The sequence below is a fragment of the Clostridium cibarium genome, from assembly GCF_014836335.1.
Taxonomy (GTDB): domain Bacteria; phylum Bacillota; class Clostridia; order Clostridiales; family Clostridiaceae; genus Clostridium; species Clostridium cibarium.
In genome coordinates this window covers 17,491-35,056 of the sequence record NZ_JACSRA010000020.1, presented here as the reverse complement: position 1 = coordinate 35,056, position 17,566 = coordinate 17,491, and the positions used below count along the sequence as shown (strand labels likewise).

Below are 17,566 nucleotides of genomic sequence, written 5' to 3'. Positions count from 1 at the left end.
CCTCCTATATTTATAACAGTTTTCCAAAATAGGGCAAACCATTATATATCCTTAGGTTTTATTATACTATTTTTCCTAACTAAAATCATTATTCATTTAAATTATAAAAAAAGATAATATTTTTAGCAGGACTATATCATTATATATTATGCAAATTCCAACACCTCTATCTAGTACAGAAAATAGAGAATTTAAAAAAGCATAGGTGATATTGGTCCCATGCTTTTTATTAACAACATTATTCAACTTCTTCTACAGCCTTTTCTTCAGTCTCTTTCATAGCTATCTCTGCTTGCTTCTCTAATAATTTTGCTTCTTCAATAGCCTTTTCGGCTGCAAGTTTAGCTTCCTCAGCTTCCTTTGCAGCTTTTAATGCAGCTTCCTTAGCTCTTCTAGCCTCAGCCTTTTCCTCAATTTTTTTTGCTTCTTCAGCTCTCGACCTAGAATTCTTTGCTAACTTCTCATCATATATTTCAACTTCTCTTTGAAGACCTTCTAGAAAAAACTTAAATCTCCTCTTCACTCTATTTTTGAAAAGAACATTTTGCATTATCACATTAAACCAAGAAAAGAATCCTTTAGTTTTATCTTCTTCTGTTAATGTAATCCTTGTAAAATTTTCATCTACTACTTCAAATTCATAAGTGGAATAATATACTCTATCATGACTTGTACTTGTGATTTGATATAATTCATTCTTTTTATAATCCGTAATTTCAACCTTCAATGTGGAATTTTGAGCAGAATACGCTCCAACCTTCTTTGTTACAGAAACCCCTATTGGGTTATTTTCATTAAATTTAGGAAAATCTCTTTTTGCAGATCTTACAAATACATTAAAAACCTTTTCAACTGAATATTTAATTATCGCTGAGTTTGAGAACGCCATATATAAACCTCCATTTTTTTATTCTTTTGCTATTATTATACTAATAAAGAATGCATAAGCAAAGCTTATGCATTCCTATATTATATAATTTTACACTAAATTAAGCATTTGTACTGTTTCCAGCATCATACTCTTCCTCAACACTTGCCATTCTATTTGAAACTATTACAAATGGAGCATATATAACTACAGCTAAAGCTAATAACGCAGCTGCAAGTATTGCTGCTTTAAAGTCTCCATTAGTAGCAAAGAAAGCTGAGAAAATTGGAGGACAAGTCCAACCTGGATCCTGAGAAATATAATCTACAACACCTATGGATGTAAAGAAATATGCAATACCTAGTAATATTGGTGAAGTAAGTATAAATGGTATAAAGTAAACTACATTCAAAACTATTGGTAAACCAAATATAACTGGTTCATTAATTTGGAATATAGCAGGAGCTGTAGCTAATTTTGCAAGTTCCTTAGATTCTTGTTTCTTAGAGAATATAAATATTGCAATTACTAATGCACCTGTTGCACCTGATCCACCTAATGAACCATAAACATCAACAAAGTTTCTAGTTAAAATATATTTTGGTTCTAATCCCCTTGATACCAAATCAGTATTCTCAAGTAGTGCTGGCTTATACATTGGTGTAAGAACACCTTCTGCTATATTCATACCATGTAAACCAAAGAACCATAAGAACTGTGCAATAAATATTAATAATATATACGTAAATGGTGATTGACCTAAACTCATCAATGGTGATTGAATAGTATCAAAAATCCAAGTTGGAAGATCTTTGCTGAAAACATTATTAAAGAAAACATTTATAAATCCAAAAAATACCAAAGTTATAGATCCTGGAATTATTGCTGCAAATGACTTAGACACTGCTGGTGGCACTGTTTCAGGCATTTTAACAACCCAACCCTTTTTAGTGATTCTAACAAAAATTTCTGTTGCTATAAAAGCAGTTATAATAGCAGCAAACATAGAATTTGCACCCATAAAATTAAGTGAAAATACATCTTTAACTCCTTCAACATAACTACCATCTTTCATTGTAAATACATCCTTAGTAAGGCTTGATGGTAATAGAGCAAAATATGATGCAACTGAAATTACAGCAGCCGATAAAGCATCTGATTCATATGATTTTGCTAAAGAATATGCAATTGTTACTAGTAATAATACGCATATAATCTTAAGTGTTCCTTGCTGAACAGCCCAACCAATATTTATAATCCATTTATCAAGAAATGGTTGTACAGTATCCTTCCAAAAACCTAAATTGTTTAACTGTTTACCTATTAACGAATCATTTGTCAAGAAAACGCAATTGATCATTACGGCAATAGCTCCAGCCATATTAGCAGTTAAAATAGCAATAAATCCATCTTTTAAAGCAACCAAATGCCTTTGACTACCAATTTTTTGTGCAATTGGTAATAAGAATTTTTCAAGTGATGCAGAAAGTTTGTCCATAAAATTCATTTTTTTTCCCCCCTAATAATAATTTTGATATATATGAATGTTCTCTACTTAAATCTTTTACTATTAGTAAAAAATCTAAACAAAAAATCATACATAGCAAATTTAATCATTTACATTTTTCTTCCCTAAAAATGTTAACCCTTTAAATCTCTACATAGTAAATAATTATTACTATGTTATTAATTTTAGAACATAATGTTTAAATCGTTTCTTTCAAATAAAGACTTTTTTTACCAAACATAAATAACCAACTAAAGGCTACCTTAAGTCCAGTAACATTTGATCCACAACTTAATCTTAATGTTTCATTGTTATTTATTCTCACCTGTTTAATCGGACTTTGTGCTCCCATACATTTCACATAAATCTCGTACTCTCCAGGTTTTAAGCTTATTACCTTTCTAGATCCATTGGATATAGAATTTACTTCTTTCTCATTTATAATTATTTTATAATCTGAAAGACTTTGTACATTTTGATATTCTCTAGTAAAAATGACATCTCCCATTTTTATCACCCTAATAAACTTTATTCTTCAATGTATTTTAAAACATCTGGCATGAACTTTTCAGTTTGTTTCAATCCAAAAGCCGATGGCTTAATTGAAATATATTTTATTCCTTTTGAATTTAATTCAGACTTTATGGTTTCTTCAACCAACATTACTTCTGGTGAAATTATAACTACTTTTATTTCTTTTGATGATATTTCATCAAGATAATTTTTATCCGTTGAATAAATCCATTCAATTGGCAAGTTATTTTTCACAGTATAATCATCCATGAATTTTTGAAACGATTTAGCTTGTCCAGTTCCTTTACTTATAACTAATACGTTACTCATTACTTTAAATCCCTCCTATTTAATATTCTACTTATATTAGTATATTGAATTACATTTACTATATTCTTGTTTTTATAATTACACCATTATATTTATATATATACTTTTTATGAATATATATGATATACTGATTATTTCTTCCATGAAAATCTTTACATACATATTCTATTACATTTTTTTAGCAAAGTAAATAGTTTTTAGGAAATTTTCGCGTTTTTTTACCTACCTTTTTTATTTATACCTACAAATTATATGCTCTGCATAATTAAATTTCATAACATTTATCATATAAGTTATATCTTTTTTCTATCAATAGAATGCAATTTAGAAAAAAACTGCCTCTTACTACAAGAGACAGTCTTTGAGAATACTTTTTATTAAATTATACTAAAATAATAAAAAAAGACCTCTTACGGTCTTTCTTCTTAATTAAACATCCTTATAGTCAACATCAATTGCCTCACTAGTATCAACATCGTCTTCAGCATAGCTTTGGGTATTAGTATCATACGTATAGCTTGCTGATTTATTACTATTTTTAATAGATTTGCTCTTAAAGAATCCATAAACTTTTAAAACTACATAAATTACAAACCCTCCAATAAGCAAGTATGGTAGTACCTTAAAAAATAGCCCTATAGCTAAAACTCCAATTAAAATATATAGAATAGGTTTAAAATCAATCTTATTCATATGCCTTACCTCTGCTCGTATTAATTATTTTATCTTATTATACAATTATAATTTGACGATATAAAGACAAAAATACATTAATATTTTCTTAAAATATCAACTTAAATACAATTCTATAAAGTCCAATTTCTTCTCTACTAACTCCAATCAAATTATATTTTCTTGAAAAATTCATCAAAATACTGCATTAGCTGCCATAGCCTGAGAACTCAACATCATCTTATACCCTTTTACAGTGAAAGGAGCTTAATATAATCTCATTTATCACCTTTTCCTTATAAATCTGTCTACTTAAAGTTCTTCTTTTTTTAAATGAAATCTAACGCAACATTTTTTAAAAAAGGGCACTCTTTCGAGCACCCTAAAAATTAAAATATATTTAATAAGCTTTATTTCTTCTTGCAATTTTAGGTAAAATAAGCCCTAAACCTAAAAGTACAAATGGTGTTGCTACATTTAATCCTAGTCTAAACCACCAATCTCCAGAAAATGTCTCCATACCTGTTGGGAACATCCCCATTATACAAGCAAAAGCAGTAAATACAAAACACCATACTCCAATTCCTAAAGCTAAGTTGTTGTTTTTAACAAATTTGTATTCTGATTTATATTTATCAGCAGCTTTCTTCAACGCTATAAACGCCAAGAATACCCAAAGATATCTAAGTGGCATTACAACTGAATTAAGTTTTAATAACCAATTAAACAACTCATTCATATCACCAATACCTAATGCTGGAACAATTATTAATATTCCTACCAATGTAGTAGTCATATAATATCCATTTATAGGTGCCCCATGCTCATTCACTTTTGTTAATGCTTTAGGTACAAAATTATCATCTGTATCTGCAAGCAATACTTTAAGTGGTGCATCTATTGAGAATACTAAAGCTGATATTTGAGCTGTCATATTTGCTATAGCATAAACTATTAAGAATACATTTCCTACTCCATAATATTCACCTAGCATCTTAAATGCATAGTATTGCCCATTCATCATAAGATCTTTTGGAATTGCGTTTGCATTAAACATCATTCCCATAGCTATTGATCCTAATATTGCTGATATAGTAACCATTATAGCCAGGACTATCATCCCTCTTGGAAATTCCTTAGTAGGATTTTTTGTATTATTTACATATGGTGATATCTTTTCTGCTCCACCAACTGCAAATACCAACATTGATAGAGTTGTAAGATAAGTAAAATCAAACTTTGGTACTATTGTGTCAAAACCTATTTTTGTAGTGGCTATTGACATTCCTGTAAGTGCAGGTGCTGTAATAACTAATAAAATATAAAGCATGGACATTACAAACGTTGCAGTTCCAGCTATTGTTCCTATTCTTTTTAATGAAGTAATACCTCTCGATGCTACCCATACAAAGAATAAAAATACAGCTAATATTATTGTTTGTGCTACCATTGTATTCATTCCACTAACTAAGTTTCCATCACCTTCAATAGCCCACCCTAATGCTATTAAAATAGCTTGAGGTTTTTGTGCTAAATATGGTATATGAACTACCCAGTATGTCCACCCTGCAAAATAAGCCAGTTGAGCTCCCATAGTTTCTCTTATCCATGAGCTTACTCCAGCTTTTCCATCTTTAAATACTGATCCAAGTTCACCAACCATTAAGGCATATGGAACAAAATATAATCCTATGATTAATACCCAAGATATTATAACTGTAAGTCCTTGATTTGCAAAATTGTTAACAACGTTACCAAATCCCCAAACTGCAACAAAGGCCATTAATGCAAGGTTATACCATCTTAATTTTTTTTCTTCTTGTATCATGTAATTCCTCCTATTATTATCTAATTCAAAAATAAAAGAACTGCATTTTACATTTTACCAAAAGTTCAACATCTTTTAAATGAAACGCTATTATTTTTAAATTTTTCACAAGTAATAAGTCATAGAGTTGAAAATTTAGCTACTATTATACAAAATATTTGCTGATTTAAATATTGTCTTTGACATGATTATTAATCTTTTTATCAATTTATTCTTCATTTAACTACTAAAAACAAATTCAAGATGCCTTAGCTGATTTTTTAATATAAAAAAAGAACTGGCTATATGACATAATCGACCAATTCTTTATTGATAAATATTTAATTTACCTTATAAAACTATTCACAAGCAACCTTTACTACAATCTTCTTAACCTTAGAAGGAGCATCTAAAGCACAGCATGGCTTATGCCCATCTTCTGGAAAGAAAATTGCATATTCACCACTATTTATTTCTAATTTAGAACTATGCTCTATATCCTTGAAAAATGCTACGTCCTTTTCCTCTAAGTTATTTTCATACATTTCTAAAGTTTCCACAGGAGCATAATACATAACTTCAGTACCTTCAATTACACATTGTATATCATAATATACATAATACTCCTATTATTTACAATATTCAACATCAATCTGCGAAGATCCAAGTATACTTTTTAAGATACAACTTTTAATTTCTTACAATATATTTCAATTCAGGCCTTCCTACATTTCCACAAGTGGGCTTAACCTCAACTTTATTAATCTCCTCAAGGTAATCCATATATTTCTTAACAGTTACATTGCTAATATTAATTTTGCTTGCTATCTCTCTTAATGTCCAAATCTCATTTGAATTTTCATTTAAGAACATGATAATTCTATCCAAAGTCCTTTGATTTAACCCTTTGGGAAGAACTAATTCCTTTTCTCTATTCTTTAGATTTTGAATACTATCTATATCTTCCTGATTAACTATTTTATCATTAACTAAAATCTCATACTTATTTTTATATTTTTTAAATGCTTCCTCAAATCTCGGAAATTCAAAAGGCTTAACTAGATAATCTGTAGCTCCATATGCAAAAGCTCTCTTTAACTCTTCAACACTATTAGCTGCAGTAATCATAATAACATCAACCAAATACTTCTTATCTCTCAGTGACTTTAAAATATCCAGTCCACTCTTTTTAGGCAAAAAGATATCTAGCAAAACCAAATCTATTTCTTCATTTATTAAGTTTGTAATTATTTCCTCCTCAGTAGTAACTGGGCCATATATTTTTATATTACCTAACTTTTCTAAATATCTCCTATTTATTAGTGATACCATAGGATCATCTTCCACTATCAATACTTTTATCATCAGTTTATTCTCCCTTTAAAATAGTTATAATAAAAATTTTTCCATCTTTATCTTCATCTATCTTTATATCCCCATTATAAAGTTCAACTCTACTCTTCACTAAATAGAGTCCCGTTCCTCTTCCTTGCCCCTTTGTTGATTCTCCCTCAACAAATATTTTCTCCTTTATTTCTTTGTCGATAGCTTTTCCATTATCCTTAACAATAATTTTAATTATATCATCATCTTCCCATAACGAAACTTCTACTTTATTCCGATCTTTTTCTCCAATAGTGCAAGCTTCAAAGGCATTTTCTATTAAGTTACCTAAAATAGTTACTAAATCATAAGAATCTATAAAATTATGTTTTCCATATAAAAAAGAATCTTTTGTAATAACAAACTCGATATTTCTTTCCTTAGCTACAAGTTCTCTGCTAAGCATTAAAGCTCTTACATAGTAATCTTCAATATTCAAGAATTTTACTGTATTATTTTCTTGAACTTGTTGTATTTTTCGTATATATTTGATAGTTTCATCGTACTCTTTAAGTTGAAGTAACCCTACAATAACATGTAAGTTATTTTTAAATTCATGAACATTAGCTCTTAAATTTTTTACTACTTCATCTATCCCTGTTATCTCTTTTGCCACCTTATTAATATCTTCTCTATCTATTAGTGTAATAACAGTTCCATAATAGTTTTTCTCTTCAATAATAGGATTAAGTGTTACAAATATTCTTTTTCCTTGAATTATCATTTCTTTCATCGTAAAAGGTTTTTTTGCCTCAATATAACTCCACAATTTATCTATAGTCTTTACAGGAGAAAAATCTTCAAAAAGTCTATAACAATTATTATTTATATCAGTTATCTTATTTTCTTTATCTAGAGCAATTATTCCATCCTTTACACTATTTATAATAATATTCTTTTGATTATATAGCATAGTTATTTCTTCTGGCTCCATGCCAAGCATTGCCTTTTTAACTTTTCTAGCTAGACTTTTATGTATAACAATTGCAATAGATAATGATAATATAAGCAAAAATGTATAAGTTAAAGTAATCTTTCGAGTAGTTAGACTTATATCATCAGAATACTTTCCTACCATAACAAACCCAACTTGTTTACCATCGTACATAATAGGTTCAAAGCGTCTTAAAGTATATCCCATTGATCCTTCCATGGTTGAATAATAGCTAGTCCCTTTTTCAATAACTTCTTTATTATCATTGTTTACATATTTTTTCCCAACCTGTGTTTCATCTAAATGCGAATACTTTTCTCCGGTCATATCTCCAATAACTATTAAATCTATATCTCCAAGATCATTTATAAACTTTTTAGTGTATTCTTGTATTGACCCATCATTTTCTCTCTTATAAAGTTTTTCCTGTATTAAATTACTTTGACTCATATTAACAGCTGTAGTTTTTAAATTCATTTTTATTCTGTTCTCATTAGAGGACAGCTTATCTTGTAGAAACACTATATAAGATAAGACAAGTGGAATAAAGGTTATCAAAACGGCTGTTAAAATTATTTTTTTCTCAAAATTTATCTTTTTCATAAAACACCACCTTATAAAAATATAATGTGTATTTACAAACTTGACAACAAACATTTTTTTACTATTTAAATTACCCTCACAAGATCAAGGTCTTATGAGGGTAATTTATGAGTTTTTCAACTAAAACATTAAGCTATTTTATTTTTGCAAGTTCCTTCTTTTAAGTATTCTCTTAAATTTTCATATGATATACTTATCATATTTTCTAAAGCTTCATCTGTGTATGAACCCATATGTGGAGTTATTAAAACTCTTGGATATAGATTCGCTAACTTTTCAAATGTTTCATTCTCTAAAGTTTTCCCACTTAAGTCTTTAAAGAATACAGCTCCTTCTCCTTCAAGTACATCTGCACCGAACCCACCAATTTTTCCTGATTCTATTCCTCTAATTATAGCTTCTATATCTTGAAGTTCTCCTCTTGCCGTATTTACTAATATAGCTCCATCCTTCATCTTTGATATAAATTCATCATTTATTATATGATAATTGCTTCCCTTAATATATGGCATATGTATGGAAATAACATCAGATTGTGCTATTACATCATCCATGCTCATAAATTCAATAACTTCTTTTGCAGCATCACTTTGGAATATATCATAACCAACCACTTTAGCTCCTAGTCCTTTAAATAACTTTGCTGTAGTTAAACCTATTCTACCTGTTCCTAAAATCCCTACTGTGCAGTTTCTTATTTCCTTACTAAACATAAATTTATCTATAGTAAAGTTTTTATTACTTGTTCTATCCACTGCATAAGCTGTATGTCTTAATAACATCATGGAAAGTGAAACTGCAAGTTCACTTATAGCATTAGGTGAGTAACCTGGAACTCTTGCACATTCTAATCCTAAATCATTTACTGCTTCTAAATCTACATGGTCAAACCCTACTGTTCTTGTCAAAACATATTTAAGGCCATTATTCTTCAATAACTCTAAGTTTCTTCTATCTGCTTTACAGTTACCTCTAACCATTATAGCTTCAGCTCCCATAGCAACCTCTACGTTTTCATGTGTAAGCCCTGAAGTAACTAATTCTAATTCATAACCAAAGTCCTTATTTAACTTATGGAAATAAGGAACCTCTATTTCTCTAACACCAAAACAAACTATCTTTGTCATAATATTTTCCTCCTAAATTTAAAAATATTTAAATGCAAATTTGCTACTCTACATTTTTGTAGAGCAGCTTTGTTCTTAAAATATACCTATGTTTTTAATAACTTCTAATGCAACTATCCATATTGGCATAGCAATTACTGCAACTACCGTTGATAATAAAGAACAGTTTGATGTAAATACTGATTCTCTATCAAAGCTTATAGCATACGCCGCTGCAACTGTTGCTGTTGGTGCCGCCATCATTATTACTGTAGTAGCAACGCCTTCAAACGCAACTGGTAATATTCCTGTAGTATTTAAAACTACTAGTAACACTAAATTAATAACAGGTACTAAAATAATCTTTATAAGGCTATAACCCCAAACATCTTTTTGTGAAACTGCTTTTTTAAATGGAACTTCTGCTAAAGTAGCTCCTATTGCAAGCCATGCAAGTGGTGATGCTAATTTATCTAAATATGTTAATGGTGTATAAAGCCATGGTAATGTTTGGTCAATTCTTAAGAATCCATAGCTCTTAGTTCCATCCTTAACTGCTACACTTACTTGTGGAAGCATATCTTGGAATAACCATATTAATAAGCCGAATAATGTTGCTAAAATTATTGGATTTAAGAATATTTCTTTCATATTCTTCTTTAGGTTTTCCTTATCCATCTTTTTACCAGACATTTTAATAAATGCATATGAATATAAGAACACTCTATAAGCTATATTAAAGATATTTGCATACATAGTTCCTACTGCACCGTATACAGCCGTAACTATTGGTGTACCAAAGAATGTAGTTGATCCAAATATAGTTAGAACTCTATATACATCTTGTTTATCTCCCTTGACCTTTAAGTAAATAATCTTTGTTAGTACAATTAATATGATATAAATTGCAAATCCCCATACTAATATACTTAACCCCTGCTTAAGTTCTTTTCCATTTATATCTTTCATAAATGAAGTAAACGCTAATGCTGGTAATGATACTGTCATAACAACTTTTGTAAGCATCTTTGCACCTGCAGAACTCATTATGTCTTTTTTTCTCAAATAAAACCCTAAAAATATAATTGCTACTGATGATACTATAGCCCCTAGGATAGACTTATCCGTTAATGTTTTTGTCAAAATTTCTAACATTTTTCTCTCCCCTTTGTATTTTTTTTAACACTCTATTGCGTGTTATTTCATCTGAAGTTTTCTACAATTTTATTGTATATTCCACAAAATCCTACTTCAATTTATTTAAGTTTTTAAAGAGTTATTTAAGTTTTTTAAATAACTTCAGTTTTTTATTTAATAAAGTTTTCTTGAATTTTATAATAAAAAAACACCTTAGTAATCCATACTTTAATTGATTACTAAGGTGTTATAACTATTTTTATCTTTTTGAAATGAAAGAAAAGAATATTTTCTCTTTAAAATCTTTGTTTGTTAATTGTTTAATTATTAATCTAGATTTATAATCTAGATATTCTTTTAAAGGATCTTCAACATAACTTATCTCTTCTATATTTAATTTTTTCCCACTTAATAAATTTAAGCAATGAATTTTATGAGTTTGTATTGAAGAAAATCTTTTTAGTATTTTAAGAATTATATCAGAAGTTGGATTTTCACCATTCCCATATCCCACGATAATTGACGCTCCATATAATTCTTCTCTTAATCTAGATTTAGCACAATATTCTGTCAACATGAATAATAAAGGCATTAACTGAAGATCTTCTTTATCACTTAACTGCTTGAAATAAGCAATATTCTCAAACTTATAATCTTCATATTTTTCATTTTCACCAACAAATATCATAACATTATTACTATTATTAATATCTTTTATAAATGAAAATGTTTCGCTATTTAATTTATCAACTAATATTATTAAAAACTCATTTGTATTTTTATAATTCTTAATATGCTTTCTATTCTTTTCATTTATAAATAAAATTTCAAATTTATTATCATGAATTTTATGATATATTTTCCTAACCGATGAATTTATGCATAACAATTCGCCTTCATTTAAATAGCTAAAATCGTTTTTTTCCATTCCCAAACACATTACTTTATAATTCATTTACCCCAAAACTCCTAATCAAAAATATAATATACTAAGAGTATACACTTTTTTTATCTATTTTCACCATTTCATAAATAAATCTACAAAAAATACTTCATCAACCTAAATATTAAAGATTCATGAAGCATTATAAAACTTATATTTCTAATTCTTGATTTCTTTTATTTCCCTATACTCATTAATCCTATTATATACTTTTTCAAATATTTTAATTGATACTAAAGCCATTGATATTCCAACAATCATACCAACTAAAACATCAGATGGATAATGAACATATAAGTATAATCTTGAAAATCCAATCGCTATAGCTAACAAGTATGCTACTATTCCAGCTCTTTTATTTGCATAATACAAGACTGTAGCAGCTGCAAATGAGTGCATTGTATGACCTGATGGAAACGAAAAGTCTTTTGGCTCTGAAATTAATAAATGTATTGACGTATCAACATTAAAAGGTCTAATTCTTGCTACTAAGGGCTTTATTCCCAAATTTCCAATAACAAAACATAATGCTAAAGCCCCCAACAGTATAAAGCCACTTTTTCTATATTTATCACTACAAATCAGTATTAATGCTATTGCTATCCAAAGAGCTCCTCCATTTGCAAAGCTTGTAATTACAGGCATTGCTCTATCAAAAAGTGAATTAGATATATTATTATGAATGAAAACTAGTATTAAATCATCTATATTTTGTATAAACTGCATCCTAACTCTCCTATTCTAAAAATTTATATGTAATAAAAAGAAAATGAGCTACCTCAAAAATTAGCTTAACAAACTAAATTACTTTATAGTTTTACTGTTAAGAAATTTTGGAACAACTCATTTCTATTTTAAACTGCTGTTTTCTTTGAAAACTTATTTTTTATTACTGGTATAACTCCTGGCAATATTGATATAAATATTACACCTAATACAACTGTAGTGAAATTTTCTTGTACAAATTTGATATTCCCAAAGAAATATCCTGCCATCGATACAATTCCAACCCAAAGAGCTGCTCCTACTGCATTATAAGACAAAAATTTGTTATAACTCATATCACTTATACCTGCTACGAAAGGTGCAAAGGTACGAACTATTGGAACAAATCTTGCTATTACAATAGTTTTACCACCATACTTTTCATAAAAACCATGTGTCTTGTCTATGTATTCCTTCTTTATAAACCTGTTTTCTCTTTCTATAAGTTTATGTCCAAGCTTATTACCTATTAAATAGTTCAAAGCATCACCCAAAATTGCTGCTACAAGAATTACAAAAATTAAAAGAGCTATATTAAGTGCTCCAAGAGCTGCAAAAGCCGCTGCTGCAAAAATTAATGAATCTCCTGGTAAAAATGGTGTAAAGACTAATCCTGTTTCACAGAATATTATCAAAAATAGTATAGCATATGTTAAAGCTCCATATTCATTGATAACCCCACCTAAGTAAATATCTAAATGCAAAAAAATATCAATAAAACTTTTTAGTAAATCCATATACTCTCTCCTTAATTTTATTAATCCTAATTATATATAATATAATGCAATACTTCAATTATTTCTTTTTTTCTTAAGATTTTTTTAAATTTCAGTTCCAATTTATTCAAATACACCCTTTATTTTCTTCATCTTTTCATCATAATTTTTAAAATATTCTGCCCCACCTTCATCGATAAGTAAAATCTCTATGGATCCATCCATATTTTGATAATTTCCTATTAAATCCATTTTTAATCTTACCCTATTAATAAGTTGTTGATTATTACAAAAATATCTTATCATTTCTAAACTTTCTGTTACTATTTTCTGCTCTCGATTATTATAGCTTGTCTCTAAATCTAAATCATTAATGTACCATATAATATTATCCATAGCGTTTATTAAATGACTTGAATATGATGAATCCCAACCATAAATTACTTTATTATCTATCTTATTACTCTCTATTGACAAATGTTCTAAATTAGAATATCCATAAAGAACTCTAGCACTTTTATAAAGTTCTTGAACATCATTATCTAAATTCGATATATATTTTTTATTAAACGCCTTGTATTCATAAATTTTATTACTATTGTTAACTATGTACTCCCAAGACCTCTTCTTATCATGGGCTTTAATTGCAAAAAGAACTATAGAAAATAATAAAATAAATAAACCTATACCTTTTATCAACATTTTAAAGTTTATTTTTTCTCTAACTCGCTGAAATAATTCTGACTTTCCCATAAACTTTCCTTTCACTTGTAATTTTATTTATATCTTATGGTATCAACGAGCTATGTTAATGTCAACAAATAATATCAAGGGAAACCATTCCAAATAATACAACCTAAATATTTATTTTTTCGAATGTTGATTTCGGCTGTTTGCACATTGGGCACATATAATCCTTTGGCAATTCTTCAAAAGGAATATCCTCATCATATACATACTGACAAACGGTACATTCATAAATAGCTTTTCTCTCTTCATGATTTATCTTCTCTTTAGGTTCATCTAATGTTTTCCCATTATTAATCTTTCTATAGTATCCATAGTTCATATATTTTCACTCCTTTTTCTTATAATTATTTTAATAATGCTATCTTTTTTATTTTTACAAATTCAAAGCAATTTTATTCAAATTCAAGAAAACAACAGGAGTTGATAAATTTCCAGTATTCTTTTTAAATCTATTAACATCCTCCCTTATTTTAATAATTTCACAAAATGTATAGATTCCTCATCTAAATAACATTAATCATTTAGTAGATCTCTCATATATACTTCAATATCATTTCCTTCTGTATCCTTGAATTCTAGGACAAAATTATCATTTATTTTAGTTAAAGGAAAAACTATCTCTGCATTTAAATGTTCTAATCTATTAATTAATTTATTTATATCATTAACTTGAAAACTTGGTAAACAATTGTCTCCCCAGCAAACTTCTTCTTTAGCCTTTCCATTATTGAATAAACAAAATCTAAAACCTTAATGTCAAATATACTAAATAATTCATCTCTTACCGAAACTTTTTGTTCAAGTAATTCTTCATAAAAATCAATAGCTCTCTTCATATCTTTAACACAAATATACAATGAATTTAATTTAAAATTTATCCCCATTTTTATTTTTCCTTCTATACTTAAACTTTTTTTATATCTTATCACACTTATTCCAAAAACTGCATATTAATACACAATAATCCACTCAATCCATACTTATCTTAATAATAAAGCTGTGATATAAATTAACTCCTCTTATTTTATAAACTTACTTGCAAGTTTATAAACTTGATTAACTGCTTTCTTTGAAACGTCCCATTTTTCAAGTTCTTTCTTAACCAATTCTCCATGTTTCTTACTTATATCTTTTAATGAATTTCCAACTGATTTTCTAACATATTCACTTTCATCATCCTTTAAATTAGATATCAAATTAATTGCTACTTCTGGATTTTCATTAAAATACTCTCTACTTGTCCAAATTCTAAGTCCTTCAGTAACAGCTCTTCTTACATTTGGATTATTGTCACCTAACCACTCTTTAATTACTGGTAATGCTTTTTCATAACCTATATCCTTGCAATAGGTATCAAATGCTTTAGCTAGTACTTCTTGAACTCTCCAGTTTTCATCTCTACTAACCTTTTCCTTTAAAAACCTTAGTGCTTCCTCTAACCTACTAGCTATTGATCCACAAATAAATGTTGATAATTCCCTAACCTGATAAAACTCAGATAAATAAAACTTTTGTGCAATATTAAAACACTGCTCAATTGAATTCTCTTTCAAAAAAGTTTTAGATTCTCTTTCAATCTCTTTAAATCCACTTTCAATACCTTTAAGTTTTTCAGCTATCTCATCGTACAATTTTATCCCCCCAATATTAAATCATCCTGAATTATTACAATAAAATTATACTACTTTCTCTGAACTATATCTTTCTATATCTTTTTAATCCCAAAATATTTAATACGCAAAATACTACTGCAAATAAAAACAAAATTAAAAGATAAAATTGTATGTCTACAAAATTATACGACTTGATCATTATTCCTTTAAGTGCTTGCGCACCATAATATAAAGGCATAGCATGAGCAATTTTCTGAAGCCAACTAGCCATATTTTCAATAGGTATTAAACCTGTAAAAAATATTTGAGGCACTACTATAAGTGGTATAAATTGCATCATTTGAAACTCTGAATTAGCAAAAGTAGATAGTAGTATACCTAATGATAACGCTACAAAAGCTATAATAATATTCGTTAAAAGTAGCAATAAAACATTTCCTTCCATCCTTATATTAAGTATATAAATTGAAAATAAGACCACCACTACCGTTTGTATTACTGCAAATACTCCATATCCCAAAAGATAGCCAAATACTATTTCCCTTCTTTTAATGGAAGTTGCTAATATTTTCTCTAAGGTCTTTGAAGTTCTTTCTTTTAGAAGTGATATTCCTGAAATTAAAAACACAAAGAAAAATACAAAGAACCCTATTAATATAGGACTGATAGTATCAAAAAAAGATAAGTGTTCGTCTCCATAAATATATCTATCTTCAATTAAAATATTCTGTTGAACTCTTCCAATATTCTTATTTGCTTTTCCAGCCATTTCCTTTAAGGCTGTTACTTGAATTTTCCCTAAAACTCCTTGCACCTTTGCCCTAATTTGAGTACTATCAGTAGGATTACTATTCTCATAAGTTATATTCAAATTTTCATTTTCTTTACTAACAAAAGCCTTTAAGCCTTCCTGAATTATCTTCATTTTTAGATTTTTATTATCCTCATATTTTATTACCTCAATATCATTAGTTTCCAATTCTTTATTAAAATCATCACTGGTGTTATATACTCCTACCTTTAACCTTGATGTTTCATTAGAAGTAAATAGAAAGTTTACTAATGACAAAAGTATTAATGGAGCTAAAATCATAAGTGCTAATGTTCTTTTATCTCTTATGATTTGAATTAATATTCTTTTAACTAATGCTATAACTATCATTTTGTGTCTCCTCTACTATAAAATAAAAATCTCTTCAACAGTATTTACTTTATATTTTTCTTTTAACTCTTTTACACTACCAGTAGACATTATTTTTCCTTCCCTCATTAAAGCTAATCTATCGCATTTTTCTGCCTCATCTATAACGTGAGTTGTTATCATTATTGTTTTCCCCCTATCCTTCAACTCCTTTAATTCTTTCCATATACTAAATCTTAGCTTTGGATCAATGCCAACCGTTGGCTCATCTAATATAAGAAACTTAGGATCTTGTATTAGTGAAGCTGCTAAAGATAATCTTCTCTTCATCCCACCTGAATAATTTCCTACCCTCTTCTTTAGGTTATCTTCAAGATCAACAAGCTTGGATACATATTCTATCCTTTCTTCTATTTCTCCCTTAGATAGCCTGAACAACCTTCCGAAGAACTCCAAGTTTTGTTTTCCTGTTAATTCTTCATATAAAGCATCTGATTGGGCCATATATCCAATTTTATTAAGCACATCAATACTAGGAATTTTTTCATTAAACACTTTAATTTCTCCATTTTGTATTTTTTCCATGCCCATTATTGATTTAACTAAAGTAGTTTTCCCTGAACCTGATGGACCAATTAACCCTATTATTTCTCCTTCTTTCACACTTAAGTTTATCCCATTCAAAATTCTTATATAAGAATACTTCTTAACTACATTTGAAACCTTTGCAACCTCCATCTTTTCCTCCTTATGAACGTTTTATATTTGATTTTCTTAT

19 protein-coding genes and 1 pseudogene are annotated in these 17,566 nt (G+C 28.3%); all 20 read right to left on the bottom strand.

The window, feature by feature from the left end; all coding sequences use genetic code 11:
- Positions 1-238: 238 nt before the first annotated feature.
- A complete protein-coding gene (locus H9661_RS12525) occupies positions 239-889 on the bottom strand; it encodes a DUF3284 domain-containing protein (protein WP_191769113.1) in 651 nt (216 codons plus the stop codon).
- Between the two features lie 100 nt (positions 890-989).
- On the bottom strand, positions 990-2,375 hold the full coding sequence (locus tag H9661_RS12520; RefSeq protein ID WP_185966843.1) for a PTS sugar transporter subunit IIC: 1,386 nt from the start codon (positions 2,373-2,375) through the stop codon (positions 990-992).
- 199 nt (positions 2,376-2,574) lie between these two features.
- On the bottom strand, positions 2,575-2,883 hold the full coding sequence (locus H9661_RS12515) for a hypothetical protein (protein WP_143317613.1): 309 nt from the start codon (positions 2,881-2,883) through the stop codon (positions 2,575-2,577).
- Positions 2,884-2,903: 20 nt separating this feature from the next.
- Entirely contained in the window at positions 2,904-3,218 is a 315-nt protein-coding gene (locus H9661_RS12510; RefSeq protein ID WP_143317614.1) for a hypothetical protein, read from the bottom strand.
- A gap of 429 nt (positions 3,219-3,647) precedes the next feature.
- Positions 3,648-3,911, bottom strand: coding sequence for a hypothetical protein (locus H9661_RS12505; RefSeq protein WP_143317615.1), 264 nt, complete (start codon positions 3,909-3,911; stop codon positions 3,648-3,650).
- Between the two features lie 379 nt (positions 3,912-4,290).
- Entirely contained in the window at positions 4,291-5,718 is a 1,428-nt protein-coding gene (locus tag H9661_RS12500) for an amino acid permease (protein WP_143317616.1), read from the bottom strand.
- A gap of 338 nt (positions 5,719-6,056) precedes the next feature.
- Positions 6,057-6,302, bottom strand: a complete 246-nt coding sequence (locus tag H9661_RS12495) for a YhcH/YjgK/YiaL family protein (protein WP_279232068.1) — start codon at positions 6,300-6,302, stop codon at positions 6,057-6,059.
- Positions 6,303-6,387: 85 nt separating this feature from the next.
- On the bottom strand, positions 6,388-7,062 hold the full coding sequence (locus tag H9661_RS12490) for a response regulator (protein ID WP_243129628.1): 675 nt from the start codon (positions 7,060-7,062) through the stop codon (positions 6,388-6,390).
- Between the two features lie 4 nt (positions 7,063-7,066).
- The gene (locus H9661_RS12485) at positions 7,067-8,617 is read right to left on the bottom strand and encodes an ATP-binding protein (protein ID WP_143317619.1); all 1,551 of its coding nucleotides are present in this window, start codon (positions 8,615-8,617) and stop codon (positions 7,067-7,069) included.
- Between the two features lie 128 nt (positions 8,618-8,745).
- Positions 8,746-9,744 (bottom strand): 2-hydroxyacid dehydrogenase, encoded by a 999-nt coding sequence (locus H9661_RS12480; protein ID WP_143317620.1) that lies wholly within the window; start codon positions 9,742-9,744, stop codon positions 8,746-8,748.
- A gap of 75 nt (positions 9,745-9,819) precedes the next feature.
- Positions 9,820-10,878: an AEC family transporter gene (locus tag H9661_RS12475; protein WP_143317621.1), complete on the bottom strand. Its 1,059-nt coding sequence runs from the start codon at positions 10,876-10,878 to the stop codon at positions 9,820-9,822.
- Positions 10,879-11,119: 241 nt separating this feature from the next.
- Entirely contained in the window at positions 11,120-11,815 is a 696-nt protein-coding gene (locus tag H9661_RS12470; protein WP_143317622.1) for a M3 family metallopeptidase, read from the bottom strand.
- 147 nt (positions 11,816-11,962) lie between these two features.
- Entirely contained in the window at positions 11,963-12,529 is a 567-nt protein-coding gene (locus H9661_RS12465; protein WP_191769111.1) for a phosphatase PAP2 family protein, read from the bottom strand.
- 128 nt (positions 12,530-12,657) lie between these two features.
- Positions 12,658-13,305 (bottom strand): DedA family protein, encoded by a 648-nt coding sequence (locus tag H9661_RS12460; RefSeq protein WP_143317624.1) that lies wholly within the window; start codon positions 13,303-13,305, stop codon positions 12,658-12,660.
- Positions 13,306-13,407: 102 nt separating this feature from the next.
- Positions 13,408-14,037: a hypothetical protein gene (locus H9661_RS12455; RefSeq protein WP_185966844.1), complete on the bottom strand. Its 630-nt coding sequence runs from the start codon at positions 14,035-14,037 to the stop codon at positions 13,408-13,410.
- A gap of 103 nt (positions 14,038-14,140) precedes the next feature.
- The gene (locus tag H9661_RS12450) at positions 14,141-14,353 is read right to left on the bottom strand and encodes a rubredoxin (RefSeq protein ID WP_143317626.1); all 213 of its coding nucleotides are present in this window, start codon (positions 14,351-14,353) and stop codon (positions 14,141-14,143) included.
- A gap of 194 nt (positions 14,354-14,547) precedes the next feature.
- A pseudogene (locus H9661_RS12445) lies at positions 14,548-14,918 on the bottom strand (VOC family protein).
- 135 nt (positions 14,919-15,053) lie between these two features.
- Complete coding sequence (locus H9661_RS12440) at positions 15,054-15,665, bottom strand: HEAT repeat domain-containing protein (protein ID WP_207729680.1); 612 nt, start codon at positions 15,663-15,665, stop codon at positions 15,054-15,056.
- Between the two features lie 64 nt (positions 15,666-15,729).
- On the bottom strand, positions 15,730-16,809 hold the full coding sequence (locus H9661_RS12435; RefSeq protein WP_143317628.1) for an ABC transporter permease: 1,080 nt from the start codon (positions 16,807-16,809) through the stop codon (positions 15,730-15,732).
- A gap of 15 nt (positions 16,810-16,824) precedes the next feature.
- Complete coding sequence (locus H9661_RS12430; protein WP_191769109.1) at positions 16,825-17,526, bottom strand: ABC transporter ATP-binding protein; 702 nt, start codon at positions 17,524-17,526, stop codon at positions 16,825-16,827.
- Positions 17,527-17,566: the final 40 nt, after the last annotated feature.

Coding starts and splice junctions, on each gene's coding strand:
- H9661_RS12500 (WP_143317616.1), bottom strand. CDS start 5,718: ATGATACAAGAAGAAAAAAAATTAAGATGGTATAACCTTGCATTAATG.
- H9661_RS12460 (WP_143317624.1), bottom strand. CDS start 13,305: ATGGATTTACTAAAAAGTTTTATTGATATTTTTTTGCATTTAGATATT.
- H9661_RS12510 (WP_143317614.1), bottom strand. CDS start 3,218: ATGAGTAACGTATTAGTTATAAGTAAAGGAACTGGACAAGCTAAATCG.
- H9661_RS12455 (WP_185966844.1), bottom strand. CDS start 14,037: ATGGGAAAGTCAGAATTATTTCAGCGAGTTAGAGAAAAAATAAACTTT.
- H9661_RS12450 (WP_143317626.1), bottom strand. CDS start 14,353: ATGAACTATGGATACTATAGAAAGATTAATAATGGGAAAACATTAGAT.
- H9661_RS12475 (WP_143317621.1), bottom strand. CDS start 10,878: ATGTTAGAAATTTTGACAAAAACATTAACGGATAAGTCTATCCTAGGG.
- H9661_RS12465 (WP_191769111.1), bottom strand. CDS start 12,529: ATGCAGTTTATACAAAATATAGATGATTTAATACTAGTTTTCATTCAT.
- H9661_RS12480 (WP_143317620.1), bottom strand. CDS start 9,744: ATGACAAAGATAGTTTGTTTTGGTGTTAGAGAAATAGAGGTTCCTTAT.
- H9661_RS12430 (WP_191769109.1), bottom strand. CDS start 17,526: ATGGAGGTTGCAAAGGTTTCAAATGTAGTTAAGAAGTATTCTTATATA.
- H9661_RS12485 (WP_143317619.1), bottom strand. CDS start 8,617: ATGAAAAAGATAAATTTTGAGAAAAAAATAATTTTAACAGCCGTTTTG.
- H9661_RS12435 (WP_143317628.1), bottom strand. CDS start 16,809: ATGATAGTTATAGCATTAGTTAAAAGAATATTAATTCAAATCATAAGA.
- H9661_RS12490 (WP_243129628.1), bottom strand. CDS start 7,062: ATGATAAAAGTATTGATAGTGGAAGATGATCCTATGGTATCACTAATA.
- H9661_RS12515 (WP_143317613.1), bottom strand. CDS start 2,883: ATGGGAGATGTCATTTTTACTAGAGAATATCAAAATGTACAAAGTCTT.
- H9661_RS12470 (WP_143317622.1), bottom strand. CDS start 11,815: ATGAATTATAAAGTAATGTGTTTGGGAATGGAAAAAAACGATTTTAGC.
- H9661_RS12505 (WP_143317615.1), bottom strand. CDS start 3,911: ATGAATAAGATTGATTTTAAACCTATTCTATATATTTTAATTGGAGTT.
- H9661_RS12525 (WP_191769113.1), bottom strand. CDS start 889: ATGGCGTTCTCAAACTCAGCGATAATTAAATATTCAGTTGAAAAGGTT.
- H9661_RS12520 (WP_185966843.1), bottom strand. CDS start 2,375: ATGAATTTTATGGACAAACTTTCTGCATCACTTGAAAAATTCTTATTA.